Below are 25,613 nucleotides of genomic sequence, written 5' to 3' on the forward strand. Positions count from 1 at the left end.
CGAGTGTCCCTGATCGCTTCAGACCACTTCCGCATCGTTGTCGGCCTCGGCAAGAGCGGGATGTCCCTGGTTCGCTTCCTGGCGAACCGGGGCACGTCGTTTGCCGTGGCCGATACGCGGGAAAATCCACCGGAGCTGGTCACGCTGCGCCGTGACTACCCGCACGTGGAAGTGCGTTGTGGCGAGCTGGATGTCGAGTTTCTGTGCCGCGCCGATGAGCTCTACGTGAGCCCCGGCCTGGCCCTGGCGACCCCGGCCCTGCAAGCGGCAGCGGCGCGTGGCGTGAAGCTGTCCGGCGATATCGACCTGTTCGCGCGTAACGCGAAGGCGCCGATCGTGGCCATCAGCGGTTCCAACGCGAAGAGCACCGTGACCACCCTGGTCGGCGAGATGGCCATTGCGGCCGGCAAGCGCGTGGCCGTGGGCGGCAACCTCGGCACGCCAGCCCTGGATTTGCTCAGCGACGACGTCGAGCTGTACGTGATGGAGCTGTCGAGCTTCCAGCTGGAAACCACTCACGACCTCGGCGCCGAAGTGGCCACTGTGCTCAACGTCAGCGAAGACCACATGGATCGCTACAGTGGCCTGCCAGCGTACCACTTGGCCAAGCACCGGATCTTCCGCGGCGCCAGGCAATTTGTGGTCAACCGCCAGGATGCCCTGAGCCGTCCGCTGATGGGCGAGGGCATGCCGTGCTGGACCTTCGGTCTGGGCAAACCCGACTTCAAGGCCTTTGGTATTCGCGAAGAGAACGGCGAGAAATACCTGGCCTTCGAATTCCAGAACCTGATGCCGGTGCGCGAGCTGAAAATCCGTGGCGCCCATAACCAATCCAATGCCCTGGCGGCATTGGCCCTCGGCCATGCGGTTGGCCTGCCATTCGACGCCATGCTGTCGAGCCTGCGCACTTTTGGCGGCCTCGAACATCGTTGCCAGTGGGTGCGCGACCTGGACGGCGTCAGTTATTACAACGACTCCAAGGCCACCAACGTGGGTGCCGCATTGGCTGCCATCGAGGGCCTTGGCGCTGATATCGAGGGCAAGCTGGTATTGATCGCCGGTGGGGATGGCAAAGGTGCCGAGTTCAAGGATCTCAAAGCCCCCATCGCCGCGCATTGCCGTGCCGTGGTGCTGATCGGCCGCGACGCCGACAAAATCGCCGCAGCCCTCGGTGACGCCGTCCCGCAAGTGCGCGCCACTTCCCTGGACGACGCGATTGCCCAGTGCAAAGCCCTCGCCCAGGCAGGCGATGCCGTGCTGTTGTCACCGGCGTGCGCCAGTTTCGACATGTTCAAGAACTACGAAGAGCGCGGCCAGTTGTTCGCCCGCGCCGTGGAGGGCTTGGCATGAGCATTGATTTCAGAAACATCATCAAGCCATACCCGTCGCCGATCATCACCGGGCGCGGCATCGACCTCGATTTTCCGATGCTCGCCGGTTGCCTTGCGCTGCTGGGCCTGGGCCTGGTCATGATCACCTCGGCGTCGTCCGAAGTGGCTGCCGTGCAGTCGGGCAACACCCTGTACATGATGATCCGTCACCTTGTGTACCTGATCATCGGTCTGGGTGCGTGCATCGTGACCATGATGATCCCCATCGCCACCTGGCAACGCCTGGGCTGGTTGATGCTGATCGGCGCATTCGGCTTGCTGATCATGGTGATCCTGCCCGGCATCGGCCGCGAGGTGAACGGCTCGATGCGCTGGATCGGCTTCGGTGCGTTCAACGTGCAACCCTCGGAAATCGCCAAGGTGTTCGTGGTGATCTACCTCGCCGGTTACCTGGTGCGTCGCCAGAAGGAAGTGCGCGAAAGCTGGATGGGCTTCTTCAAGCCATTCATCGTGCTGCTGCCCATGGCCGGCCTGTTGCTGATGGAGCCCGACTTTGGCGCCACCGTCGTAATGATGGGGGCCGCAGCGGCGATGCTATTCCTCGGTGGCGTGGGCCTGTTCCGCTTCAGTTTGATGGTGGTACTGGCCGTGGCCGCCGTGACCATCCTGGTGCAGGCGCAACCCTACCGTATGGCACGTCTGATCACCTTTACCGACCCGTGGTCCGACCAGTTCGGTTCCGGCTATCAGTTGACCCAGGCGTTGATCGCCTTCGGTCGCGGCGAGTGGCTGGGCGTAGGCCTGGGCAACAGCGTGCAGAAGCAGTTCTACCTGCCGGAAGCCCACACCGACTTCGTGTTCTCGGTACTCGCCGAAGAGCTGGGCGTGGTCGGCTCGCTGTGCACCGTCGCGCTGTTCGTATTCGTGTGTGTACGCGGCATGTACATCGGCTTGTGGGCCGAGAAGGCCAAACAGTATTTCGCCGCCTATGTGGCGTACGGCTTGTCGTTCCTGTGGATCGGCCAGTTCCTGATCAACATCGGTGTGAATGTCGGCCTGCTGCCGACCAAGGGCCTGACCTTGCCGTTCCTCAGTTACGGTGGCAGTTCCCTGGTGATTTGCTGCGCCTGCCTGGGCTTGTTGCTGCGCATCGAGTGGGAGAGTCGAACCCACCTGGGCAGTGAAGAGATGGAGTTCAGCGAAAGCGACTTCGCCGAGGAGCCGACCCATGGGCGCTAATGTGCTGATCATGGCGGGTGGCACCGGGGGCCATGTGTTCCCGGCCCTGGCCTGTGCGCGTGAATTCCAGAACCGTGGCTACACCGTGCACTGGTTGGGAACGCCCCGTGGCATCGAAAACGAACTGGTACCGGGTGCCGGCTTGCCGTTGCATCTGATCAACGTCACCGGCCTGCGTGGCAAGGGTAAGTTGTCCCTGCTCAAGGCGCCGTTCGTGTTGCTCAAGGCGGTGTGGCAGGCGCGCAAGGTCATTCGTGAATTGCAGCCGGTGTGTGTGCTTGGGTTTGGCGGTTATGTGACGGGCCCTGGCGGCGTCGCGGCCAGGCTCGCCGGCGTGCCGGTGATCGTGCACGAGCAGAACGCCGTCGCCGGTACCGCCAACCGTCTGCTGGTGCCGTTGGCAGCGCGGGTGTGTGAAGCGTTTCCCAACACCTTCAGCGCGTCGGATAAACGCCGTACCACCGGCAACCCGGTGCGTACCGAGCTGTTTATGGATATCGCCCGCGATGCACTGGCAGGGCGCAAGGCGCACCTGCTGATCCTCGGTGGAAGCCTGGGCGCGGAGCCGTTGAACAAATTGCTGCCGGAAGCGGTGGCGCAACTCCCTGTGGAATTGCGCCCGGAGATCTTCCATCAGGCCGGCAAGAACCACGATGAAGTCACCGCCACACGTTATCGCGAGGCCGGTGTCGAGGCGAATGTACAGCCCTTCATCAAAGACATGGCCCAAGCCTATGGCTGGGCCGACCTGGTGGTCTGCCGCGCTGGTGCGCTGACCGTCAGTGAACTGGCCGCCGCCGGTCTGCCGTCCTTGCTGGTGCCTTTGCCCCACGCCATCGACGATCACCAGACCCGCAACGCCGAATATTTGGCCGGGGAGGGCGCTGCCTTCCTGCTGCCGCAAAGAACGACTGGCGCCGCCGATTTGGCCGCACGCCTGACCGAGGTTTTGATGCAACCGGAACGACTCAACAACATGGCGAGCACCGCAAGCCGCCTGGCCAAACCTGACGCAACCCGCACCGTGGTCGATATCTGCCTGGAGGTGGCCCATGGTTGAGAATCAGAAAGCCATGCCGCAACCCGAGATGCGCCGCATCCGTCGTATCCACTTCGTCGGCATCGGCGGCGTGGGCATGTGCGGCATTGCCGAAGTGCTGCTGAACCTGGGCTACCAGGTGTCCGGTTCAGACTTGAAAGAGTCGCCGGTCACCGACCGCCTGAAGTCGTTTGGCGCACAGATTTTCATCGGCCACCGCGCCGAGAACGCCGCCGAGGCCGACGTGCTCGTCGTATCCAGCGCTGTGAACACTTCCAACCCGGAAGTAGCCACTGCCCTGGAGCGCCGTATTCCTGTGGTGCCACGCGCCGAGATGCTCGCTGAGCTGATGCGCTATCGCCACGGCATTGCCGTCGCCGGGACCCATGGCAAAACCACCACCACCAGCCTGATCGCCTCGGTGTTCGCCGCCGGTGGCCTGGACCCGACGTTCGTCATCGGTGGCCGCCTGAATGCAGCGGGCACCAATGCCCAGCTCGGCACCAGCCGCTACCTGATCGCCGAAGCCGATGAAAGCGACGCGAGCTTCCTGCACCTGCAACCGCTGGTGGCCGTCGTGACCAACATCGACGAAGACCACATGGCGACCTACGACGGCGACTTCAACAAGTTGAAGAAAACCTTCGTCGAGTTCCTGCACAACCTGCCGTTCTATGGGCTGGCCGTGGTGTGCCTGGACGATCCGGTCGTGCGCGAAATCCTGCCGCTGGTCAAGCGTCCGACCGTGACCTACGGCTTCAGCGAAGACGCCGACGTGCGCGCAATCAATGTGCGCCAGGAAGGCATGCAAACCTTCTTCACCGTGCTGCGTCCCGAGCGTGAGCCGCTGGATGTTTCGGTGAACATGCCGGGCAACCACAACGTCTTGAACTCCCTGGCGACCATCTGCATCGCCTCCGATGAAGGTGTCAGCGATGAAGCCATCGTCGAAGGCCTGTCGCGCTTTGCCGGTGTGGGCCGTCGTTTCCAGGTCTACGGCCAGTTGCCGGTAGAAGGTGGCGACGTGATGCTGGTGGACGACTACGGTCACCACCCAACCGAAGTGGCGGCGGTGATCAAGGCCGTCCGCGGTGGCTGGCCGGAGCGCCGTCTGGTGATGGTCTACCAGCCGCACCGCTACAGCCGCACCCGCGACCTGTACGACGACTTCGTCAATGTATTGGCCGATGCCAACGTGCTGCTGCTGATGGAGGTTTACCCGGCCGGTGAAGAGCCGATTCCGGGCGCCGACAGCCGCAAGCTGTGCAACAGCATTCGTCAGCGTGGCCAGTTGGACCCGATCTACATCGAACGTGGTGTGGACCTGGCACCGATCGTCAAGCCGCTGCTGCGGGCCGGTGACATTTTGCTGTGCCAGGGTGCCGGTGACATTGGTGGCCTTGCCCCTAAATTGCTGGCGAGCCCGCTGTTCGCTGCTGCCAAGGGGAAGTCGAAATGATCACGAGAGACTCCCTGTTCTCCACTATCGCGCCTGCCGATTTCGGCCGCGTGGCCGTGTTGTTCGGCGGCAAGAGCGCCGAGCGCGAAGTGTCGCTCAAGTCCGGCAATGCCGTGCTTGAAGCGCTGCAAAGCGCCGGCGTAAACGCCTTCGGTATCGATGTGGGCGATGACTTCCTCGCCCGCTTGCAGGCCGAGAAGATCGACCGTGCCTTCATCATCCTGCACGGCCGTGGCGGTGAAGACGGCAGCATGCAAGGCTTGTTGGAATGCGCTGGCATCCCTTACACCGGCAGCGGCATTCTCGCGTCGGCACTGGCGATGGACAAGTTGCGGACCAAGCAGGTGTGGCACAGCCTGGGCATTCCAACCCCGCGTCACAGTGTTCTGTGCAGCGAAGACGATTGTATTTCTGCAGCCAAGGAACTGGGCCTGCCTTTGATCGTCAAACCTGCCCATGAAGGCTCCAGTATCGGCATGGCTAAAGTGAACTCGGCCGCCGAATTGATCGACGCATGGAAAGCGGCAAGTACCTACGATTCGCAAGTGTTGGTGGAACAGTGGATCCAGGGTCCCGAGTACACCATCGCCACCCTGCGTGGCCAGGTATTGCCGCCTATCGCATTGGGCACGCCCCACACCTTTTACGACTACGACGCCAAGTACCTGGCTTCCGATACCCAGTACCGGATCCCGTGCGGCCTTGACGCAAGCAAAGAACAGGAATTGATGGACCTCACGGCGAAAGCCTGTGAGGCGCTGGGTATCGCCGGTTGGGCGCGCGCAGACGTGATGCAGGATGACCAAGGGAATTTCTGGTTCCTGGAAGTCAACACCGCACCGGGCATGACCGACCACAGCCTGGTACCTATGGCAGCCCGTGCGGCCGGTTTGGACTTCCAGCAGTTGGTGCTGGCGATCCTGGCCGACAGCATTGAGCCAAGAGGCTAAGGACATGAAAGGCGCATCGCTTCGTCATCAGCCCCCACAAGCACCGAGCCGCAAGCCGGTGCCACGGGGTGCCAGCCGAATGGTGGCTAAAGAGCCGATGTCGGCGCGCCTGCCGAAAGCCAACTTTGGTTTCCTCAAGGCGTTGTTCTGGCCGGTGTTGCTGGTGGTGTTGGGCTTCGGCACGTATGAGGGCGCGCAGCGGCTGTTGCCGTATGCCGACCGGCCGATCACCAAGATCAGCGTGCAGGGCGATTTGAGCTACATCAGCCAGCAAGCGGTGCAGCAGCGCATCGGCCCGTACCTGGCCGCGAGCTTCTTCACCATCGACCTGGCCGGTATGCGCGCAGAGCTGGAACAGATGCCGTGGATCGCCCACGCCGAAGTCCGCCGTGTCTGGCCGGACCAGGTGACGATCCGCCTGGAAGAACAACTGCCCGTGGCCCGCTGGGGTGAAGAGGCGCTGTTGAACAACCAGGGGCAGGCGTTTACCCCGCGTGAGTTGGCCAACTACGAGCACCTGCCGCAGTTGTTCGGGCCGCAGCGGGCGCAGCAGCAAGTCATGCAGCAGTACCAGGCCTTGAGCCAGATGCTGCGGCCGATGGGCTTCTCCATTGCACGCCTGGAACTGCGTGAACGGGGTAGCTGGTTTTTGACGACCGGGGCAGGCAGTTCCGGCCCGGGCATCCAGTTGTTGCTGGGACGCGACCGCTTGGTGGAGAAGATGCGCCGCTTCATTGCCATCTACGACAAGACCTTGAAAGAACAGATTACGAACATTGCGAGCGTCGACCTGCGTTACGCCAACGGCCTTGCCGTCGGCTGGCGTGAACCGGCTGCGCCCACGGCAGCGCAACCCGCTGTCGCGAAGAATTAAGAAGAGGCAGGACCCATGGCAAACGTGCAAAGCGGCAAAATGATCGTCGGTCTCGATATCGGCACCTCCAAGGTGGTGGCGCTGGTGGGCGAGGTCGGGGAAGACGGCGTGATCGAGATCGTCGGTATTGGCACGCATCCGTCCCGGGGCCTGAAGAAGGGCGTGGTGGTGAACATCGAGTCCACCGTGCAGTCGATCCAGCGTGCTATCGAAGAAGCGCAGCTGATGGCCGGTTGCCGGATTCACTCGGCGTTCGTCGGCGTGGCCGGCAACCATATCCGCAGCCTGAACTCCCACGGCATCGTGGCGATCCGCGACCGCGAAGTCAGCGCCGCCGACCTTGAGCGCGTCCTTGACGCCGCCCAAGCCGTGGCGATCCCGGCTGACCAGCGCGTGCTGCACACCTTGCCGCAGGATTACGTGATCGATAACCAGGAAGGCGTTCGCGAGCCCCTGGGCATGTCGGGCGTGCGTCTGGAGGCCAAGGTCCACGTGGTGACCTGCGCCGTAAACGCTGCACAGAACATTGAAAAATGCGTGCGCCGCTGCGGTCTGGAAATCGACGACATTATTCTGGAGCAGCTTGCTTCCGCGTATTCGGTACTGACCGACGACGAAAAGGAACTGGGCGTGTGCCTGGTGGACATCGGCGGCGGCACCACTGACATCGCGATCTTCACCGAGGGTGCAATCCGTCACACCGCCGTGATCCCGATTGCGGGCGACCAGGTCACCAACGACATCGCCATGGCGTTGCGTACACCGACCCAGTACGCCGAAGAAATCAAGATCCGCTACGCCTGCGCCCTGGCCAAGCTGGCCGGTGCCGGCGAGACCATCAAGGTGCCGAGCGTGGGCGACCGTCCACCGCGCGAACTGTCGCGCCAGGCCTTGGCCGAAGTGGTCGAGCCGCGCTACGACGAGCTGTTCACCCTGATCCAGGCTGAACTGCGCCGCAGTGGCTACGAAGATTTGATCCCGGCCGGCATCGTGCTGACCGGTGGCACCTCGAAGATGGAAGGCGCGGTCGAACTGGCCGAGGAAATCTTCCACATGCCGGTTCGCCTGGGCGTGCCCCATGGCGTCAAAGGCCTGGGCGACGTCGTGCGCAACCCGATTTATTCCACCGGTGTGGGCTTGCTGTTGTACGGACTGCAAAAGCAGACCGACGGCATTTCCCTGTCGGGCCCGAGCATCCGTGACAGCTATCGCAGTGACGACGAGGCCAAGGCGCCGTTGTTCGAGCGATTGCAGGCTTGGGTAAAAGGCAATTTCTAAAGATTTACCGCTACACCGCAACACAGAAAGAAGCAGTAGGCGAAAAAACTAGAGATAACGAAAGGAGAGGGAACATGTTCGAACTCGTAGACAACATCCCCGCCAGCCCGGTCATCAAAGTGATCGGTGTCGGCGGTGGCGGCGGCAACGCTGTCAACCATATGGTCAAGAGCAACATTGAAGGCGTTGAATTCATCTGCGCCAACACTGATGCCCAGGCGCTGAAAAGCATCGGCGCGCGGACCATCCTGCAATTGGGCACAGCCGTGACCAAAGGCCTCGGCGCTGGTGCCAACCCGGAAGTCGGCCGTCAAGCCGCCCTGGAAGACCGCGAGCGTATTGCCGAAGTGCTGCAAGGCACCAACATGGTGTTCATCACCACCGGAATGGGCGGCGGTACCGGTACCGGTGCAGCGCCGATCATTGCCGAAGTGGCCAAGGAAATGGGCATTCTGACGGTCGCAGTCGTGACCCGTCCGTTCCCGTTCGAAGGTCGCAAGCGTATGCAGATCGCCGACGAAGGCATCCGTCTGCTGTCTGAAAGCGTCGACTCGTTGATCACCATTCCCAACGAGAAGCTGCTGACCATCCTGGGCAAGGACGCAAGCCTGCTGTCCGCGTTCGCCAAGGCTGACGATGTGCTGGCCGGTGCCGTTCGCGGTATCTCCGACATCATCAAGCGCCCAGGCATGATCAACGTCGACTTTGCCGACGTACGTACTGTCATGAGCGAAATGGGCATGGCGATGATGGGCACTGGCTGCGCCAGCGGTCCGAACCGTGCGCGCGAAGCCACTGAAGCGGCCATCCGCAACCCGCTGCTGGAAGACGTGAACCTGCAAGGTGCACGCGGCATCCTGGTGAACATCACCGCCGGTCCTGACCTGTCCCTGGGTGAGTACTCCGACGTGGGTAGCATCATCGAAGCCTTCGCTTCCGAGCACGCGATGGTCAAAGTCGGTACCGTTATCGATCCAGACATGCGCGACGAACTGCACGTGACTGTGGTTGCTACCGGCCTGGGCGCGAAGATCGAGAAACCTGTCAAGGTCATCGACAACACCGTCCATACCAGCCACGCCAGCCAGTCGGCTGCAGCTCCAGCGCCTGTGCGCCCGGAAATGCCGTCGGTGAACTACCGTGACCTGGACCGTCCGACCGTGATGCGCAACCAGGCTCAGGCCGGTGCTGCGGCGTCCCGTAGCCCGAATCCGCAAGATGACCTGGACTACCTGGACATCCCGGCATTCCTGCGTCGTCAGGCCGATTGATGGAATGTATCAGGGCTATGAAGGTGATTGGTGTTCAGCAAAGGTCTGGTCTGCTATTATCGCCAGCCTTTGTTGATACCAGTTCGCAATTTGCGCTCAAGCGGTCCAAGCCATGATTAAACAACGCACCCTGAAGAATATTATCCGTGCCACAGGTGTAGGTCTGCACTCCGGGGAGAAGGTATACCTGACCCTCAAACCTGCACCTGTCGACACCGGCATCGTGTTTGTTCGTGCCGACCTGGACCCTGTGGTGCAGATTCCTGCTCGCGCGGAAAACGTTGGCGAAACCACGATGTCGACCACACTGGTCAACGGTGACGTCAAAGTGGACACGGTGGAGCACTTGCTCTCGGCCATGGCTGGCCTGGGCATCGATAACGCCTACGTCGAGCTCTCCGCGTCCGAAGTCCCTATCATGGATGGCAGCGCTGGACCCTTCGTATTCCTGATTCAATCTGCCGGCCTGGAAGAACAGGACGCAGCCAAGAAGTTCATACGCATTCTGCGGGAAGTGACAGTAGAAGACGGCGACAAGCGCGCCACCTTCGTCCCGTTCGAAGGCTTTAAAGTGAGCTTTGAGATCGATTTCGATCACCCGGTATTCCGTGACCGCACCCAAAGTGCAAGCGTGGATTTTTCCAGCACTTCGTTCGTAAAAGAAGTCAGCCGCGCCCGTACTTTTGGTTTCATGAGTGACATCGAGTACCTGCGCAAGCACAACCTCGCACTCGGCGGCAGCGTTGAAAACGCCATCGTGGTCGACGCGGATGGTGTACTGAACGAAGACGGCCTTCGCTACGAAGACGAATTCGTGAAGCACAAGATCCTCGATGCAATCGGTGACCTCTACCTGCTGGGCAATAGCCTGATAGGCGAGTTCAAAGGCTTCAAGTCGGGCCACGCCCTTAACAACCAGCTGCTGCGCAAGTTGATTGAGCAGACAGACGCTTGGGAAGTCGTGACCTTCGAAGATGCCAGCACCGCACCGATCTCTTACATGCGTCCCGTTGCGGCGGTGTAAGTAACAACTCTCTTTCTTTAGTTTTTAAAGGCTGCCTTCGGGTGGCCTTTTTTTTATGTGAAAAACCTTCAGAACACTGGAAATCCAAATGTGGGAGTGGACTTGCCCCCCTCCCACATTGGATTTGATTAACAATTAGAAGGTGGTGGCATCCACAATCCGGTTACGCCCACTGTGCTTGGCCTCATACAGCGCCTGGTCCGCACTCAGCAGTAACGCCTCCAGGGACATGCGGCTGCGTTTATCCCAAGTGCTCATGCCGATGCTCACGGTAATCGGCCGTTCGCTCCCCGCCACCCGTGGCAAATGCTCGACACTGCTGCGGATGTGCTCGGCGATCACCCAGGCACCTTTGGCATCGGTATGCGGCAGCACCACCGCAAACTCCTCGCCGCCATATCGCGCCGCCAGGTCGGCAGGGCGACGGATGTTGTTGCCGATCACTTGGGCCACCGTGCGCAGCGCTTCATCACCGCCCTGATGGCCATGGCGATCGTTGAACGCCTTGAAGTGGTCCACGTCGATCATCAGCAGCGTCAGCGACTCTGTTGAACGTTGGGCGCGGTCCCACTCCAGGCGCAGGCGCTCATCGAGGATGCGGCGGTTGGGCAGCCCGGTGAGGGCGTCAGTGGCTGCCAGTTCTGACAGCACCCGCTCTGCGCGGTAGCGGCGCCGCAGTTCACGACGCAGCATCCAGGCCAGCCACAACAGGCCTATACACAGGATGCCGGTGGCGCCGCTGGTCAGTAGCGCCGCGCGTTTCCAAGGGGCGAACACGTCTTGGCTGGACAGGGCCACCACCACGATCAATGGCAGCTCTCCGACGTTGGTAAAGGTGTACAGGCGCTCCTTGCCGCTGATGGCGGAGATAGCCTGGAAGCTGCCACTGCCTTCGAGCAGCATGCGTTTGAAATTCGGCCGTTCGCTCAGGTCCTTATCGATCATGTCGCGTTCGAGCAGCGGCTGCTGGGCCAGCAGAATGCCTTTTTTGTTGATCAGGTTGACGCTGCTGCCGTTGCCGATGGTCAGGGTGCTGAACAACTGGTCGAAATACGCCAGCCGCATGGTCGCCACCGCAACGCCGGCGAACTCTCCGTTGGGCCCTGATACGCGCCGACTGAATGCCATGCGCCAGACCTGGTCGCAATCGCAATGGATCTTGAACGGTCGACTGATGAACAAGCCGGCCTGGGCGTCCTGTGCATGTACCTGGAAATAGTCACGGTCGGCAAAGTTACGCGGGCTGGGGTGCAAGGTTGAGGAGTCTGCAGTGACTGCGCCCTCCGCGTCCAACAACAGGACCTCGCCCTTGAAAGGCGCCGCCGTGGCCAGGTCAAACTGCACCAGGTGCTGGATATTCACATCCACCAGCGTCAGGTCTTCGCGTTGCTTGGCTGCGATCAAGCCTTTGAGCGCCAGGTCGTACAACTCGACGTTGCGCAGCACATCGGCATTGATCAGTTGGGCAATGTTGGTGGTCGAGCGCTTGGCCGCCTGCAGGGTGCTGGCGTGTTCACGGATCAGCAACGCCGCGACGATAATTACAATCAGGGCGACGGTGAGGCCGCTGCCCAGAATCAAAAACAACTCCGGATGTGCAGGCGAGGTACGAGCAGGGCGTTGACTCATCGGGCAGACTTCAGCGGTGTGAATGCTGGCAGTTTAGTTCTACCCGATGAAAAATAAATGCTGAGTTGGAAAGAAAGATCAGCAGGTCAGAAGACGTTGATGGGGTAGTCGACAATCACCCGGTACTCATCCACATCCCGGTCCACCGCCGAGTAGCCGTTACTGCCGCGGTTGGTCGCCCATTGAAAGCGCATTGCCAGGTCCTTGGCCTTGCCGCCCTGCACCACGTATTTCACGTCGATGTCCCGCTCCCAATGCTTGGCGTCTTTGCCATCGGCGCTGTACCAGGCGCTGTAGCCACGGCTTTGCGGGTCGACCTGGGTCAGGTCGGTCTTGCCGCTGATGTAGGACACGGCCGAGGTCAGGCCGGGCAGGCCCCAGCCTGCGAAGTCATAGGCGTACTTGAGCTTCCACGAGCGCTCGTTGGGGCCGTTGAAGTCCGAGTATTGCTGGGAGTTGTCCAGGTACACGCTGTCGCCCTGGGCGATGTAGTCGAATGGCGTGTTGCCGTTTACACGCTGGTAGGCGGCGGTGACGCTGTGGTTCCCCACGCCCACGGTGAAATGCAGGCTGTAGGTGTTGTTGTCGATATCCCCCAGCAACGACCGGCCGGTGTCCTGGGTGTGGTAGTAGTGCAGGCCCGGGTTGAGGCTGACCAGGTCATTGAGTGCGTAGGTGTAGTCCAGGTCGTAGTAGTACTGGTGCCACACGTCCTTGAGTTCGGAGGCGTACAGGTTGCTGGTCAGGCCGGGAATACCGCTGAACGACACACCGGCCCAGTTCATATGCTGGCTGTCGGTGTTACTCGGCAAAGCGCCGTAGCTGGTGCCGATGCGACGGTGACCGCTCTGGTTGTAGAGCTTGGTGAAACTGGCCTGGCCGCCTTCGAACATCCAGCCGTCGAAGCTGTGGTTGTTCAGGCTCACGCCTCGGAACGTCTGCGGCAGCATGCGGGTCTGACCGCCCGCGATGACCGGGTTGTTGAGGAACAGGTCACCGGCTTTCAGCTCGGTATCAAAGGCGCGCACCTTCAAGGTGCCACCGGCCGTGGAGAACGATCCGGGCGCTTTGCCGCTGCCGTCAGTGCTGCCGTAGGGGAGAATGCTGGAACCGTCAGTGCCGCCACCGCCGTCAAGCTTGAGGCCGAGCATGGCGTGGGCATCCAGGCCGAAGCCGACGGTGCCTTGGGTGTAGCCGGATTCGAACGTACCGAGGAAGCCCTGGCCCCACTCCTTGCTGTCATCGGTATGAGTGTCGCGCCGGTCGCGGTTCATGTAGTAGTTGCGGGTGTTGATGTTGAGGTGCGAGCCCTCGATGAAACCTTCAGTGGGGGGAGTGTCTGCCGCGTGGGCAAGGGGGACGATAGTTGCTGCAATCGCGAGGAATAACGGGGTCAGCGTCAGCGAGTTCTTCACCGGTAAAGCTCCTTTGGTCAATCGAAAACGGCCAATGTCGTGGTGGTGTGCCTGGCCTTTTTTACGGCAAAAAAAAGCCGCTGATATCAGCGGCTTTAAGACATATTCCCAGTGTAGAGCCCTGGAAATAAGTCGAGGGAAATTCGGGTAAGCGGGTAGGTGTCTTTGCCGTAGCGCTCGTCGATGCGTCAAATTAACGCAGGCGGGCGGTGTGATACAGAGTGTAACAAGAGAATGACTGTTGCCCAAATCGCAACAGTTTGGTGGTGGTGTACATATCCGTTGCTGCGGTAACGGCGGCTTAGGGTTCCGCTCTTACAGCGGGTCACTTTTGGAGGGACCCAAAAGTAACCAAAAGGTCCTCGCCCCACCACTCGGTGCCTCGCCTAGGCTCGGCATGCCCGTAATCCGACATTGATTTGGGGGGCCGCCGCCACGCGCCATCCATGGCGCAGGGCGGCTAAACCGGCATCCCTGCCGGTTTACCCCCCAAATCAATATCGGATTCCGGCCATCGTGGTTGACGGGGCGATCTCAGATCAAAATCAAAATCAAAAGCAGAGCACGGCGGCCTGGTAGCCGACCTGAGTGGTTAGATCAAAAGCGGGTTGCTCTGCTCTGTTGTTGATCTGGCTCTTACATCCTTGTCGCTGACGAAGTCAGCGGTCTTTTGATCTGCGCTTTTGATCTTGATCTTGATTTTGATCTTAGGCGCCCCGTTAAACACGCTGGCCGAACGCAGGCTTGAATCCGTGGGTAACCCGGCAGGACGCCGGGTTAGCCGCGCTGGGCCAAGGATGGCCCATCGCGGCGGCCCACGGATTCAAGCCGGAGTGAGGGCACACCGAGCCTAAGCGAGGTGCCGAGTGTTGGGGCAAGAGCCCTTTGGTTACTTTGGGGCTTTTCCAAAGTGACCCGCCGTAAGGGCGGAACCAATACGCGCCGTTACCCAAACAACGGATATGTACACAACCTCAGCCTAAACGGGCAGCGTAATCCCAAACGTATTCCCACCTCCCTCGCTACGCACAAACACATCCCCCCCGTGCATCAGCGCAATCGCCTTGACAATCGCCAATCCCAACCCATGATTCGCCCCGCTGTTACTGCGCGACGCGTCCACCCGATAAAACCGCTCAAACAACCGCGGCATATGCTCACTGGCGATCTCATCACCTGGGTTGGTCACCCCAATCGCCACAAACTGCTCCTGCACGCCGATATTCACCTCAATGACCCGCCCCGGCGCCGTGTGCTGCACCGCGTTGCTCAATAGGTTGATCAGCGCCCGGCGCAGGTGGGCTTTTTCGATCTGTACCTGCGCGTCTCCGTGCACCTGAACCCGCACCTGGGCGTCTTCGAGAATGAAATCCAGATAGTCGAGGGTGGTGGCCACTTCATCGGCCAGGGAGCTTTCGATCAGCTTGGTAGCCTTGCTGCCCTGGTCGGCGCTGGCGAGGAAGAGCATGTCGTTGATGATCGAACGCAAGCGTTCCAGCTCCTCCAGGTTCGACTCCAGCACTTCCAGATAATGCTCGGCCGAGCGCCCTCGGGTCAGCGCCACTTGGGTCTGCCCAATCAGGTTGGTCAGCGGCGAGCGCAGTTCATGGGCCACGTCGGCATTGAAGGACTCCAGTCGCGAGTAGGCCTGCTCAACCCGGTCGAGGGTGGAGTTGAAGGAATTGACGAATTGCTTGAGTTCCGGCGGCAATGGCGCCAGTTGCAGCCGTCCGGAGAGTTTGGGCGGCGCAAGTTTGCGCGCTTCATCCGAGAGTTTGCCCAGGGGCTTGAGACCAATGCGCGACACCCAGAACCCCAGCAGCGCAGCCAGCACCACGCCCACCAGCGCCAGGCTGATCAGTGCCACCAGCAAGTGATGCTGGGTGGCGCGGAAATTCTCGGTGTCGATGGCAATCATGAAGCGCAACGGCGGGCGTTGGTCCTTGGCGGGAAACTGGCTCACCAGCACTTTGAACGGATGAGAATGGCCAGGCAGGTGTAAATCGCGCTTGCCGCTGGGGCCCTCGGCGAAGGCGCGGATCTGCGCATCCGGCTCACCGTATTCGTAGCTCGGATCACTGCTGACCACCCAGAAGCGGATGCGCTTGTCTTCCTCACTCAAGAGTTTGAGTTTGGCCCTGATCTTCAGCCAATGGTCCGGCGTCCCGAAGCGGTTGATCGAAGACTCCAGCACGCTGTAGCGCGCATCCAGCTCTGCGCCCGGCAATAAACCGAGACTGCGGTCGACCTGCTGGTACAGCGCTCCGCCGATCAACACAAAAATCAGCAGCGCCACCAGGGTGAACATGCCGCTCAGGCGCAGGGCGATGGAATTAGACGACACTGCGGTTCTCCAGCACGTAACCCATGCCGCGAATGGTGTGCAGCAGTTTGTGGTCGAACGGCCCATCCAGCTTGGCGCGCAGGCGCTTGATCGCGACCTCGACCACGTTGGCGTCGCTGTCGAAATTGATGTCCCAGACCATCTCCGCAATCGCCGTCTTGGACAGGATTTCACCCTGGCGCCGCGCCAGCACGCTGAGCAGCGAGAACTCCTTGGCGGTCAGATCCAGACGCACGCCATTGCGGCTGGCCTTGCGGCTGATCAGGTCGATCCACAGGTCGGCGACGGTGACCTGCACCGGCTCATGGCCGCCGCTACGCCGGGTCAGGGCTTGCAGGCGCGCCACCAGTTCGAGGAATGAAAACGGCTTGCCCAGGTAATCATCGGCGCCTTCGCGCAGCCCGCGAATGCGGTCTTCCACGCGCTCGCGGGCGGTGAGCATGATCACCGGCGTCTGCTTGCGTGCACGCAAGGCGCGCAGCACACCAAAGCCGTCGAGACCGGGCAACATCACGTCGAGCACGATCACTGCGTAATCGTTCTCCAGCGCCAGGTGCAGTCCCTCGACACCTTCGCGGGCCACGTCGACGGTGTAGCCCTGTTCCGTCAGGCCGCGGTGCAGGTAGTCGGCGGTTTTTTCTTCATCTTCAACAATCAGTACGCGCATGACCCGCCTCAATATGTAGTTGCCAGCTCGGCAGCTGGTTTGGGCCGGTGGAAAAATCGCTCAAGGTACAAGTATATGACCGGCGTGGTGAACAGCGTCAGCGCCTGGCTCACCAGCAGGCCGCCGACCACGGCGATCCCCAGCGGCTGACGCATTTCTGCGCCGGGGCCGCTGCCGAGCATCAGCGGCACTGCGCCGAGCAGGGCGGCGAGGGTGGTCATGATGATCGGGCGGAACCGCGTCACGCAGGCTTCGTAGATTGCTTCTTGCGGCGGCAAGCCACGCACGCGCTGGGCTTCCAGGGCGAAGTCGATCATCAGGATGCCGTTTTTCTTCACAATGCCGATCAGCAGCACCAGGCCGATCAGGGCCATGATCGAAAAGTCCTGGCCCATCAACCACAGCATGATCAACGCGCCCAAACCGGCCGAAGGCAAGGTGGAAATAATCGTCAGCGGGTGCACGAAGCTCTCATACAGCACCCCCAGAATGATGTAGACCGCCACCAGCGCCGCAAGGATCAGCCACGGCTGGCTGGCCAGCGAGCTCTGGAACGCCTGGGCCGCGCCCTGGAAATTGCCGATGAGGGTCGCCGGCATGCCGATTTCATTCTTGGCCTGGTTGAGCATGATCACCGCATCACCCAATGCCACGCCGGGCGCCAGGTTGAACGACAGGTTGGCCGCCGGGAACATGCCGTCATGGCTGATGGACAACGGCCCCACGGTGGGTGGGTCAACCTTGGCCAGCGCCGACAGCGGCACCATCTCGTTGGTCAGCGGTGAGCGCAGGTAGAAGTAGTTCAGGCTCTCGGCCTTGCCGCGTTGTTGGCTGTCCAGCTCCAGTACCACCTGGTACTGGTTGATCTCGGTCTGGAACTCGTTGATCTGGCGCTGGCCGAAGGCGTCATACAGCGCCTGGTCGACATCGGTGGCGGTCAGGCCAAAGCGCGCGGCGGCCTGACGGTCGATGCTGATGTGGGTAATGCTGCCGCCCAGTTGCAGGTCGTTGGACAGGTCGCGGAACGCCGGGTTGGCGCGCAGTTTTTCGGTGAGGCGCTGGGTCCAGGTGTTGAGCGTCGGGCCGTCGTTGCTCTTGAGCACGTACTGGTACTGGGCGCGGCTGGGGCCGGAGCTGAGGTTGATGTCCTGGCCGGCGCGCAGGTACAGCACGATGCCCGGCACTTTGGCCAGTTTCGGGCGGATGCGGTCGATGAACTGGCTGGCGGAGACATCACGATCACCCCGATCCTTCAGTGCAATCCAGAAGCGGCCGTTGGCGATGGTCTGGTTGCTGCCCGTCACGCCCACCGAATGGGAAAACGCCAGTACCGCCGGGTCATCCTTGACGATCTCGGCCAGGGCCTTGTGCTTGGCGACCATGTCCGGGTACGACACATCGGCTGCGGCTTCGCTGGTGCCGAGCACAAAGCCGGTGTCCTGCACCGGAAAGAATCCCTTGGGAATAAACACGTAACCGACAACCGCCAGGGCCAGGGTCACCACGAAAATTGCCGCCATGGTGCGTTGATGGGCCAGTGCGCGGCGCAGGTTGCGCGCGTAGCCGGCGAGCAGGCGTTCGCTGAAACCGGGTTTGCCGTGGGTAGGGTGGGTCGGGGCGCGCATGAACAGCGCGGCCAGGGTTGGCGCGAGGGTCAAGGACACCACCACTGAAATCAGGATGGTCGAGGTCGCCGTCAGGGCGAACTCCTTGAACAGCCGTCCGACTACGCCGCCCATGAACAGCAGCGGAATAAACGCCGCTACCAGCGAGAAGCTGATGGACACCACCGTAAAGCCAATCTCGCCCGCGCCCTTGATCGCCGCTGCGCGTTTGTCGAGGCCTGCTTCCAGATGGCGGTGGATGTTCTCCACCACCACGATGGCGTCGTCCACCACAAAGCCCACGCTGATCACAATCGCCACCAAGGTCAGGTTGTTCAGGCTGAACCCCATCAGGTACATCAGCGCAAAACTGGCGACCAGCGACACACCCAGCACGCTGGACACGATCAGCGTCGCCGACAGTTGGCGCAGGAACAGCGCCATCACTGCTACCACCAGCAGGATCGCGATCAGCAGCGTCACTTCCACTTCATGCAGCGAGGCACGGATGGTCTTGGTGCGGTCGGTCAGCACACTGACCTGCACCGACGCCGGCAGCATGCCTTGCAGGCGCGGCAGTTCGGCCTGGATGCGGTCCACGGTCTCGACGATGTTCGCGCCGGGCTGGCGCGAGATCACCAGGTTCACGCCGGGCGTATCCCCGGACCACGCTTGCACGTAGGCGTTTTCCGAACCGTTGACGACTTTGGCGATATCGCGCAGTTGAACCGGTGCACCGTCCTTGTAGGACACGATCAGTTGGGCGTAATCCTCCGGGTGGAACAACTGGTCGTTGGTCGACAGAGTCGACACGCTGTTCTCCCCGTAGATCGCGCCCTTGGCCAGGTTGAGGCTCGATTGCTGGATCGCCAGGCGCACATCGGCCAAGGTCAGGCCGATGGCGGCGAGTTTGTCGGGCGAGGCCTGCACCCGGATCGCCGGGCGTTGCTGGCCGGTGATGTTGATCTGGCCGACGCCGTCGATCTGGCTGATCTGCCGCGCCAGCAGGGTTTCCACGTAGTCGCTCAGCTCGGTACTGGGCATGCTGGCGGAGCTGACGCTGAGGATCAGCACCGGGCTGTCCGCCGGGTTGACCTTCTTCCAGGTCGGCAGGCTCGGCATATCGCTGGGCAACTTGCCCGACGCCGTGTTGATCGCCGCCTGCACTTCCTGGGCGGCAGTGTCGATGCTCTTGTCGAGGGTGAATTGCAGGGTCAGCAGGCTTGAGCCCAAGGCACTGCTGGAGGTCATTTGGGTCATGCCGGGGATGGCGCTGAATTGCACTTCCAGCGGCGTGGCCACCGATGAGGCCATGGTGTCCGGGCTGGCGCCGGGCAATTGCGCGGTGACCTGGATCGTCGGAAATTCCGCCTCCGGCAGTGGGGCGATGGCCAGGCGCGGGAAGGCAATCATCCCGAGCAGCACCAGGGCGAAGGTCAGCAGCAGCGTGGCGACCGGGTGGTCGACGCACCAGGCTGACGGCGAACGGCTACCGGTCATGGCTGCACCTTGGCATCGACGGTCTGGATCACCTGCGGCGGCTCCTTGAGCACGTCCACCTGGGCACCGGCCTTGAGCCGCGACTGGCCATCGCTGACCAGCACATCACCGGCCTGCACACCCTTGATGATGTTCACGTCGCTGTTTTGGTAAGTGACCTGCACCGGTACCACCTCAACCTTGTCGCCGTTGAGCCGGTACACGAAGTGCGAGTCCAGGCCGCGTTGCACTACGGTCGGCGGCACCACCAGGGCGTTTTTGTCGAGGGCGACCTGGATCTTGATGGTCACTAATTGCCCCGGCCACAGGCGCTGGGAGGCGTTGTTGAACTCGGCCTTGGCGCGCAGGGTGCCGGTGGTGGAGCTGATCTGGTTGTCGATCAGGCTCAAATGGCCTTCACCGAGCAAGTCACCGGTCTGGCCGTCGGTGTCGGCGCCCAGGTAGGCGTCGACGCTGGCCGGGGTGCTTGCAGCGATCAAGCCTTGCAGGGTCGGCAGCATCTGTTGCGGCAGCGAGAACTCAACGGCAATCGGGTCGATCTGGGTCACGGAGAACAAGCCCTGCGTATCGCTGGTGCGCAGGAAATTACCTGCGTCCACATTACGAATACCCACGCGGCCACTGACGGGAGAGCGGATCTGGGTGTAGGAAAGCTGTACCTGGGCCGAATCGATGGCGGCCTGGTTGCCTTGGACGGTGGCTTTGAGTTGGTTGACCAAGGCTTGTTGCTGGTCATAGGTCTGCTTGGACACGCCGTCGTCGACGCTCAATTCCTTGTAGCGCTTGAGGTTGACCAAGGCCACCTGCAATTGCGCCTGGCTCTCGCCTAGTTGCGCCTTGGCCTGGTCGAGGCTGGCGCGGATCGAGCGGTCATCGATGGTCGCCAGCAGGTCGCCGGCCTTGACCCGTTGGCCTTCCTTGACCAGCAATTGGGTGAGAATGCCGTCGACTTGCGGGCGAATCACCACGCTGTGCAGCGATAACACCGTGCCGATGCCGCTGACAAATCGCGGGATATCCTGTTGCGCCACGCTCACCACCCGTACCGGGATTGCGCTCGGTACTGCCAGCTTGGCCTTGGCCGGCCGGGTCAGCGCCCAGGCTGCAATCGCCGCGACCACGACGACACCCACAATCAGGGCGGTTTTTCGTTGAATCTGCATGGGTGAGGCGCCGGGGGCAAAGGATGGGGAGAGTGAGCGGTCTTTATAGCCCTTCAACCCGGTCAGCACGGTGACTGCTAACTGACAGCGCTGTCAGCAAACTCCGACCATTCGTACAGGCGGTGGTTAAAGATCTGAGGCGCGCAGGTATACTGCGCGCCACTGTGGCCCGCAAGCCGGCCCCGCATCATTTTTTGCACGCTCCGGAGCTTCCATGACTTCCCCGACACAACCCTCTGTTGAAGCGACCGACATCGTCGATCCGGCCAGCGCCGAAAGCGTTGAAAAAGCCGAGATCCCGGCGTTCAAGTTTCCGTTCAAGCCGGGTGAGCTGGCTGGAGCCAAGAATGCCGCCCAGCCTTGGTACAAAAACGGCGCCAAGAATGGTCACACCAAGTCACCGGGCATGGCACCACCGGGCACTCGTCGTTCGATGGGTAAACGCTGAGATTAACCGGTTGCACGTCGTGTCGACTGTTGCCTACAGCCTCCGCTGATATTTCTGATTGCAGGTCTACAGCCCTTTCTTGAAAGCTTGCACCGCCTTTGCTCTGTCCCCGTGATTCAAGGGGGAACAGGGCGGCGCTGGTCTTTCCGGAAAAGGACGTTTCCCGTGGCCCTGATACACATCTGTGTCATGTTTGCCCTGTTGCTTTCGGCTGATGCGCTCGCGGCCGCTGATCAACCGCGTCGCGAAATCCGTTTTGGGGTTGCTGCGCAATTCCCACCCTTCCAGAGCCGTAACCCGCAAGGGCAGTTGGTGGGCTTGAACATCGAGCTGGGCAATGCCCTGTGCGTGCAGTTGAATGCACGTTGCGTCTGGGTCGATCAGGTGCTTGTCGAAGACTTTCCCGCCCTCGAAGCCAGAAAATTCGACGCAATCATGGGGATGGCACCTACGCTGGAGCGGCGGCGTTCGGTCAGCTTCACCGATCACCTCTACCCCTTTACCACACGCCTGGTGGGCCGCAGCACATCCGGCTTGCTGCCCCAAGTAAGGTCGCTCAAGGGCAAGCGGATCGGCGTATTGCTGGGGAGCAACCGTGAAGCCTTTGCCCGGACGAAGTGGGCGCGCCGGGGCGTCATCATCAAGAGCTTCTGGCTCAATGACGATCTGGTGCGCAGTCTGGTGGCCGGCGAAATCGACGCAACCTTGCAAGGCACCGTAGAAATCCGTGAAGCCTTGCTCGACACCGACGAAGGCCGGGATTTTGACTTCCTCGGCCCACCCATTTCGGCGCCGCTGCTCGGCGATGGTGTAGCGATTGCGGTGCGTAAGCCCGACACCGCATTGCGCCAGGAGCTTAACTGCGCCCTCGAACAGTTGAAGCAGAGTGGTGAGTACCAGCGGATCATTCAATCCTACCGACTGGACGCTGCTCCCGCTGCGTCATGATGGCCAATAAGGCCTACGCAGCCCGCAACGAGATAAACGCATAATTGGCCGGCACCTGCGTGGCAATCTGCGCCCCTGCATCGAGTATCTGCTCGGCGATGTCCAGCCCGGACACATGAAACACCCACTCATTGGCCACGCGCGGCTGCTCAACCGCCAACTCGATCGCCTGGGCAAATGCGCCCATGTCCGGCAAGTACGCGGTAAACCCATCACCCTTGAGCGCCGTGGTGCGAATGCCCAGCAAGGCGCACACCGCTTCCTTGGTCTGCACATCGTCGCGGTCGGCCTGGCGCGAACGCTGGATCAGTATCGCGAGTTCCGGGTCCACCAGTCCGCCGCCGACGATCAGCGCGGGGCCCTGCTCCCATGATTCCGGCGGGCAATCCTTGGCGGCAGGGTTGAGCGGGATATGCGGGTTGATCTCCATCGGGTAGATGCGGCACACCAATGGGCGACGCTCATAGATGCGGCACAGGTTGTCTTCGTCAAGATTCCGGCAGCGCCCGGCGTTATAGGCGGCAAAGGTAATGGCCACAAACGCTTCGGTGCTGCCGCTGGGCACCACCACCGAACGGCGCTCGGCATGCTCGCGTTGCAGTGGGGGCAGGCCCAGTCCGTTACCGAGGAATCCCTCTACCAGAACAATGACGTTACCGCCGTCCGTCGCCCACATACGGGCTTCGGCAAGGGTCAGGGGGACGTGATGGTCGCTGCAGCATTTACCGCAACCAACGCAAGAAAAATGAGTGTTCATGGCGGATCTGTTACCAGGCTAGGTCAGAGGGCACGCAATCACGGTGACGGGTTTTTACCTCTTTGCACCGGTATGGCAGTCTGGAAGCAAGTTATGCGCCAGCGCCTGTCAGTCCTCTGCGACGACATCCCGCAGTACAAACACCATGCCTGCGCTTTCATACAGATGCCGGGCGCGCAGGTTGCTCTCCAGCACCTTGAGGTCCACATAGGGTTCGCCGCGTTGCTTGAACACCTGGAAAGTGTGCAGCAACAACGCGCGGCCCAGCCCCTGGCCTTGGGCGCACGGATGTATGGAGAGGTTCTTGATAAAGGCGCTGGTCCAGCACTGGGCTACGCCGAGAATACCGTCGGCGTTGCTGGCGACCAGGCACAGCGAGGGGTCGAATTCGGCATCAGTGACGAACTGTTGTCGCCATTCATCCAGGCTGGCGACACGGCCGCCGCCCTGCTCCTGGGTCATGCTCAGTACGGCGTGAATCGCCGGCGCCAGATCGGCACGGTAGTGGTCCAGCACGGTCCCGGCCGGCCATTGTGGCGCGGGCAGGCCGGCGGTGAGGTCGCGGCGCAGCAGTTGGTAATACGCCGCCATCGATTACAGGCCCTGTTGCGCCACGGTTTGCGCGGCCACCACCAGGCATTTGGTCAGCTCAGGGGAGGAGAACTTGGTCAGTACCGCATTGGCACCGGCCAGGCGCGCCTTTTCACTGTTCATCGCGCTATCCAGGGACGTGTGCAGCAATATGTACAGGTGCTGGAAGTCCGGCGTTTCACGCAGCGTGCGGGTGAGGGCGTAACCGTCCATTTCGGACATCTCGATATCCGAAACCACCACATTGATCTGCGCGGCAGTGCCTTGCAGCTCCAGCAGTACATCGATGGCTTCCTTGGCACTGCGTGCCGTGTGGCATGTCAGGCCGAGGTTGCGCAGGGTATGCACGGACTGCTGCAGGGCGACCTGGCTGTCATCCACCACCAGGATTCGCGCATTGCCGAGCACTTCGGCTTCTTCCATGGTCAGGTCGGTCGGCGCCGCTTCAATCGGTGCCGGCGCGATGCCGTGGATGACTTTTTCGATATCCAGCACCTGCACCAGGCCGCCTTCCACCTGAGTCACCCCAGTGATGAATGCACGGTTGCCGCCGGAGCCGTAGGGCGGTGGGCGGATGTCAGTCGTCAGGCAGTGCACGATCTTGCTCACGGCCTGCACATGCAGGCCCTGTTTGGAGCGGCTCACGTCGGTGACGATGAGGCAGCCGCCGTCTGGATCTTCCAGAGGGCGTTCACCCAAGGCGCGGCTCAGGTCGATCACCGACAGCGAGGCACCGCGCAGGGTGGCGATGCCTTTGACGTTAGGGTGCGACTCCGGCAGCTTGGTCAGCGGCGGGCAAGGAATGATTTCACTGACTTTCAGCAGGTTGATGGCCATCAGCTTGCCGCTGCGCAAGGTAAAGAGCAGAAGCGAGAGGGAGTCTGCGCGGGCTTTGGTGGTGGACATAAAAACCTTCTGTGGATCAGGGATGACGATCTTCTATGGAAGGTTATCGACGTGAACACAGAAAACTGTAGGCGCCTTGCTTGTTGTTGCTCGCGCTGGAGTGCGCAGCGCTCCCAGGCTTTTGGGGCCGCTTCGCAGCCGAGCGGGAGCAAGCTCCCTCGCCACCGTTCGTGCCTACTGTCTTAGCCCTTCCAAACCTGTGGGTTCACCAGATCCTGTGGGCGCTGGCCCAGCAGCGCGCTGCGCAGGTTGTCCAGGGCGCGGTTGGCCATGGCTTCGCGGGTCTCGTGGGTTGCCGAGCCGATGTGCGGCAGGGTCACCGCATTGCTCAGCTGGAACAACGGGGATTGCGCCAGTGGCTCTTGCTCGTACACATCCAGCCCGGCGCCCCGAATGGTCTGGTTCTGCAAGGCCTGGATCAGCGCCGGCTCGTCCACCACCGGGCCGCGGGAGATGTTGATCAGGATCGCGCTGGATTTCATCAGCCCCAGCTCGCGGGTGCTGATCAGGTGACGGGTCTTGTCGCTGAGCGGCACCACCAGGCAGACGAAATCCGCCTCGGCCAGCAACTGGTCCAGGCTGCGCAACTGTGCACCCAGCGCTTGTTCAAGTTCAAGCTTGCGGCTGTTGCCGCTATACAGGATCGGCATGTTGAAGCCCAGGCGCCCGCGACGAGCCACGGCCGCGCCGATATTGCCCATGCCGACGATGCCCAGGGTCTTGCCGTGCACATCGCAGCCAAACAAGGGGGCGCCAACGCTGGCTTTCCACTGGCCGGCCTTGGTCCAGGCGTCCAGTTCGGCTACCCGGCGTGCGCTGCTCATCAGCAGGGCGAAGGCCAGGTCGGCGGTACTTTCGGTGAGCACGTCGGGGGTGTTGGTCAGCATGATTCCGCGCTCGTTGAAGTACGGCACGTCGTAGTTGTCGTAGCCCACCGACACGCTGGACACCACCTCCAGCTTGCTCGCGCCTTCGAGCTGCGCACGGCCCAGCTTGCGACCCACGCCAATCAGGCCGTGGGCGTGGGGCAGGGCTTCGTTGAATTGCGCATTGATGTCACCCAGCTTGGGGTTGGGCGCGATCACCTCGAAATCCTGTTGCAGGCGTTCGATCATTGGCGGGGTGACGCGGCTGAAGGCGAGGACAGTCTTTTTCATGGCAGGCGGGCTCATCGAC

The 25,613-nt window shown here is 61.6% G+C and carries 21 protein-coding genes; 11 read left to right on the forward strand and 10 right to left on the reverse strand.

The window, feature by feature from the left end:
- Positions 1 to 3: 3 nt before the first annotated feature.
- The 9 genes from murD (at position 4) to lpxC (ending at position 10,465) form a co-directional block, all read left to right on the forward strand.
- Positions 4 to 1,350, forward strand: a complete 1,347-nt coding sequence (gene murD / locus AOA60_RS14015) for a UDP-N-acetylmuramoyl-L-alanine--D-glutamate ligase (protein ID WP_099584912.1) — start codon at positions 4 to 6, stop codon at positions 1,348 to 1,350.
- Complete coding sequence (gene ftsW / locus AOA60_RS14020; protein WP_065924256.1) at positions 1,347 to 2,570, forward strand: putative lipid II flippase FtsW; 1,224 nt, start codon at positions 1,347 to 1,349, stop codon at positions 2,568 to 2,570. The genes murD and ftsW overlap by 4 nt, the downstream gene beginning before the upstream one ends.
- Positions 2,560 to 3,630: an undecaprenyldiphospho-muramoylpentapeptide beta-N-acetylglucosaminyltransferase gene (gene murG / locus AOA60_RS14025; RefSeq protein WP_099584913.1), complete on the forward strand. Its 1,071-nt coding sequence runs from the start codon at positions 2,560 to 2,562 to the stop codon at positions 3,628 to 3,630. The genes ftsW and murG overlap by 11 nt, the downstream gene beginning before the upstream one ends.
- A complete protein-coding gene (gene murC / locus AOA60_RS14030; protein WP_099584914.1) occupies positions 3,623 to 5,068 on the forward strand; it encodes a UDP-N-acetylmuramate--L-alanine ligase in 1,446 nt (481 codons plus the stop codon). Before murG ends, murC begins: the two co-directional genes overlap by 8 nt.
- A complete protein-coding gene (locus tag AOA60_RS14035; protein WP_099584915.1) occupies positions 5,065 to 6,018 on the forward strand; it encodes a D-alanine--D-alanine ligase in 954 nt (317 codons plus the stop codon). Before murC ends, AOA60_RS14035 begins: the two co-directional genes overlap by 4 nt.
- A 4-nt stretch (positions 6,019 to 6,022) precedes the next feature.
- Positions 6,023 to 6,892, forward strand: coding sequence for a cell division protein FtsQ/DivIB (locus tag AOA60_RS14040; protein ID WP_099584916.1), 870 nt, complete (start codon positions 6,023 to 6,025; stop codon positions 6,890 to 6,892).
- 15 nt (positions 6,893 to 6,907) lie between these two features.
- Complete coding sequence (gene ftsA, locus AOA60_RS14045; RefSeq protein WP_017738691.1) at positions 6,908 to 8,170, forward strand: cell division protein FtsA; 1,263 nt, start codon at positions 6,908 to 6,910, stop codon at positions 8,168 to 8,170.
- A 74-nt stretch (positions 8,171 to 8,244) separates the two neighbouring features.
- On the forward strand, positions 8,245 to 9,441 hold the full coding sequence (gene ftsZ, locus AOA60_RS14050) for a cell division protein FtsZ (protein WP_099584917.1): 1,197 nt from the start codon (positions 8,245 to 8,247) through the stop codon (positions 9,439 to 9,441).
- Between the two features lie 112 nt (positions 9,442 to 9,553).
- Positions 9,554 to 10,465 (forward strand): UDP-3-O-acyl-N-acetylglucosamine deacetylase, encoded by a 912-nt coding sequence (lpxC, locus tag AOA60_RS14055; RefSeq protein ID WP_003171886.1) that lies wholly within the window; start codon positions 9,554 to 9,556, stop codon positions 10,463 to 10,465.
- Between the two features lie 135 nt (positions 10,466 to 10,600).
- Here the strand turns inward: lpxC and AOA60_RS14060 are convergent, their stop codons facing one another.
- The 6 genes from AOA60_RS14060 to AOA60_RS14085 form a co-directional block, all read right to left on the reverse strand.
- Positions 10,601 to 12,094, reverse strand: coding sequence for a sensor domain-containing diguanylate cyclase (locus AOA60_RS14060; protein WP_099584918.1), 1,494 nt, complete (start codon positions 12,092 to 12,094; stop codon positions 10,601 to 10,603).
- 86 nt (positions 12,095 to 12,180) lie between these two features.
- Positions 12,181 to 13,509, reverse strand: coding sequence for an OprD family porin (locus tag AOA60_RS14065; RefSeq protein WP_099584919.1), 1,329 nt, complete (start codon positions 13,507 to 13,509; stop codon positions 12,181 to 12,183).
- A 979-nt stretch (positions 13,510 to 14,488) separates the two neighbouring features.
- A complete protein-coding gene (locus tag AOA60_RS14070; RefSeq protein WP_099584920.1) occupies positions 14,489 to 15,853 on the reverse strand; it encodes a heavy metal sensor histidine kinase in 1,365 nt (454 codons plus the stop codon).
- On the reverse strand, positions 15,843 to 16,520 hold the full coding sequence (locus AOA60_RS14075) for a heavy metal response regulator transcription factor (protein ID WP_099584921.1): 678 nt from the start codon (positions 16,518 to 16,520) through the stop codon (positions 15,843 to 15,845). The genes AOA60_RS14070 and AOA60_RS14075 overlap by 11 nt, the downstream gene beginning before the upstream one ends.
- 8 nt (positions 16,521 to 16,528) lie before the next feature.
- The gene (locus AOA60_RS14080) at positions 16,529 to 19,624 is read right to left on the reverse strand and encodes a multidrug efflux RND transporter permease subunit (protein ID WP_099584922.1); all 3,096 of its coding nucleotides are present in this window, start codon (positions 19,622 to 19,624) and stop codon (positions 16,529 to 16,531) included.
- The gene (locus tag AOA60_RS14085; protein ID WP_099584923.1) at positions 19,621 to 20,787 is read right to left on the reverse strand and encodes an efflux RND transporter periplasmic adaptor subunit; all 1,167 of its coding nucleotides are present in this window, start codon (positions 20,785 to 20,787) and stop codon (positions 19,621 to 19,623) included. The genes AOA60_RS14080 and AOA60_RS14085 overlap by 4 nt, the downstream gene beginning before the upstream one ends.
- A gap of 214 nt (positions 20,788 to 21,001) precedes the next feature.
- Here AOA60_RS14085 and AOA60_RS14090 point away from each other — a divergent pair, with 214 nt between their 5' ends.
- On the forward strand, positions 21,002 to 21,235 hold the full coding sequence (locus AOA60_RS14090) for a hypothetical protein (protein ID WP_099584924.1): 234 nt from the start codon (positions 21,002 to 21,004) through the stop codon (positions 21,233 to 21,235).
- 165 nt (positions 21,236 to 21,400) lie between these two features.
- Positions 21,401 to 22,183: a transporter substrate-binding domain-containing protein gene (locus AOA60_RS14095; protein WP_099584925.1), complete on the forward strand. Its 783-nt coding sequence runs from the start codon at positions 21,401 to 21,403 to the stop codon at positions 22,181 to 22,183.
- Between the two features lie 13 nt (positions 22,184 to 22,196).
- Here AOA60_RS14095 and AOA60_RS14100 read toward each other — a convergent pair whose 3' ends face one another.
- From AOA60_RS14100 to AOA60_RS14115, 4 genes are all read right to left on the reverse strand, one after another.
- Positions 22,197 to 22,940, reverse strand: coding sequence for a YkgJ family cysteine cluster protein (locus AOA60_RS14100; protein WP_099584926.1), 744 nt, complete (start codon positions 22,938 to 22,940; stop codon positions 22,197 to 22,199).
- 108 nt (positions 22,941 to 23,048) lie between these two features.
- Complete coding sequence (locus tag AOA60_RS14105; protein WP_099584927.1) at positions 23,049 to 23,531, reverse strand: N-acetyltransferase; 483 nt, start codon at positions 23,529 to 23,531, stop codon at positions 23,049 to 23,051.
- Between the two features lie 3 nt (positions 23,532 to 23,534).
- Positions 23,535 to 24,437, reverse strand: a complete 903-nt coding sequence (locus AOA60_RS14110) for a chemotaxis protein CheV (protein WP_099584928.1) — start codon at positions 24,435 to 24,437, stop codon at positions 23,535 to 23,537.
- Between the two features lie 182 nt (positions 24,438 to 24,619).
- Entirely contained in the window at positions 24,620 to 25,594 is a 975-nt protein-coding gene (locus AOA60_RS14115) for a D-glycerate dehydrogenase (RefSeq protein ID WP_099584929.1), read from the reverse strand.
- Positions 25,595 to 25,613: the final 19 nt, after the last annotated feature.

It is taken from the genome of Pseudomonas sp. 2822-17 (assembly GCF_002742485.1).
Taxonomy (GTDB): Bacteria; Pseudomonadota; Gammaproteobacteria; order Pseudomonadales; family Pseudomonadaceae; genus Aquipseudomonas; species Aquipseudomonas cyclaminis.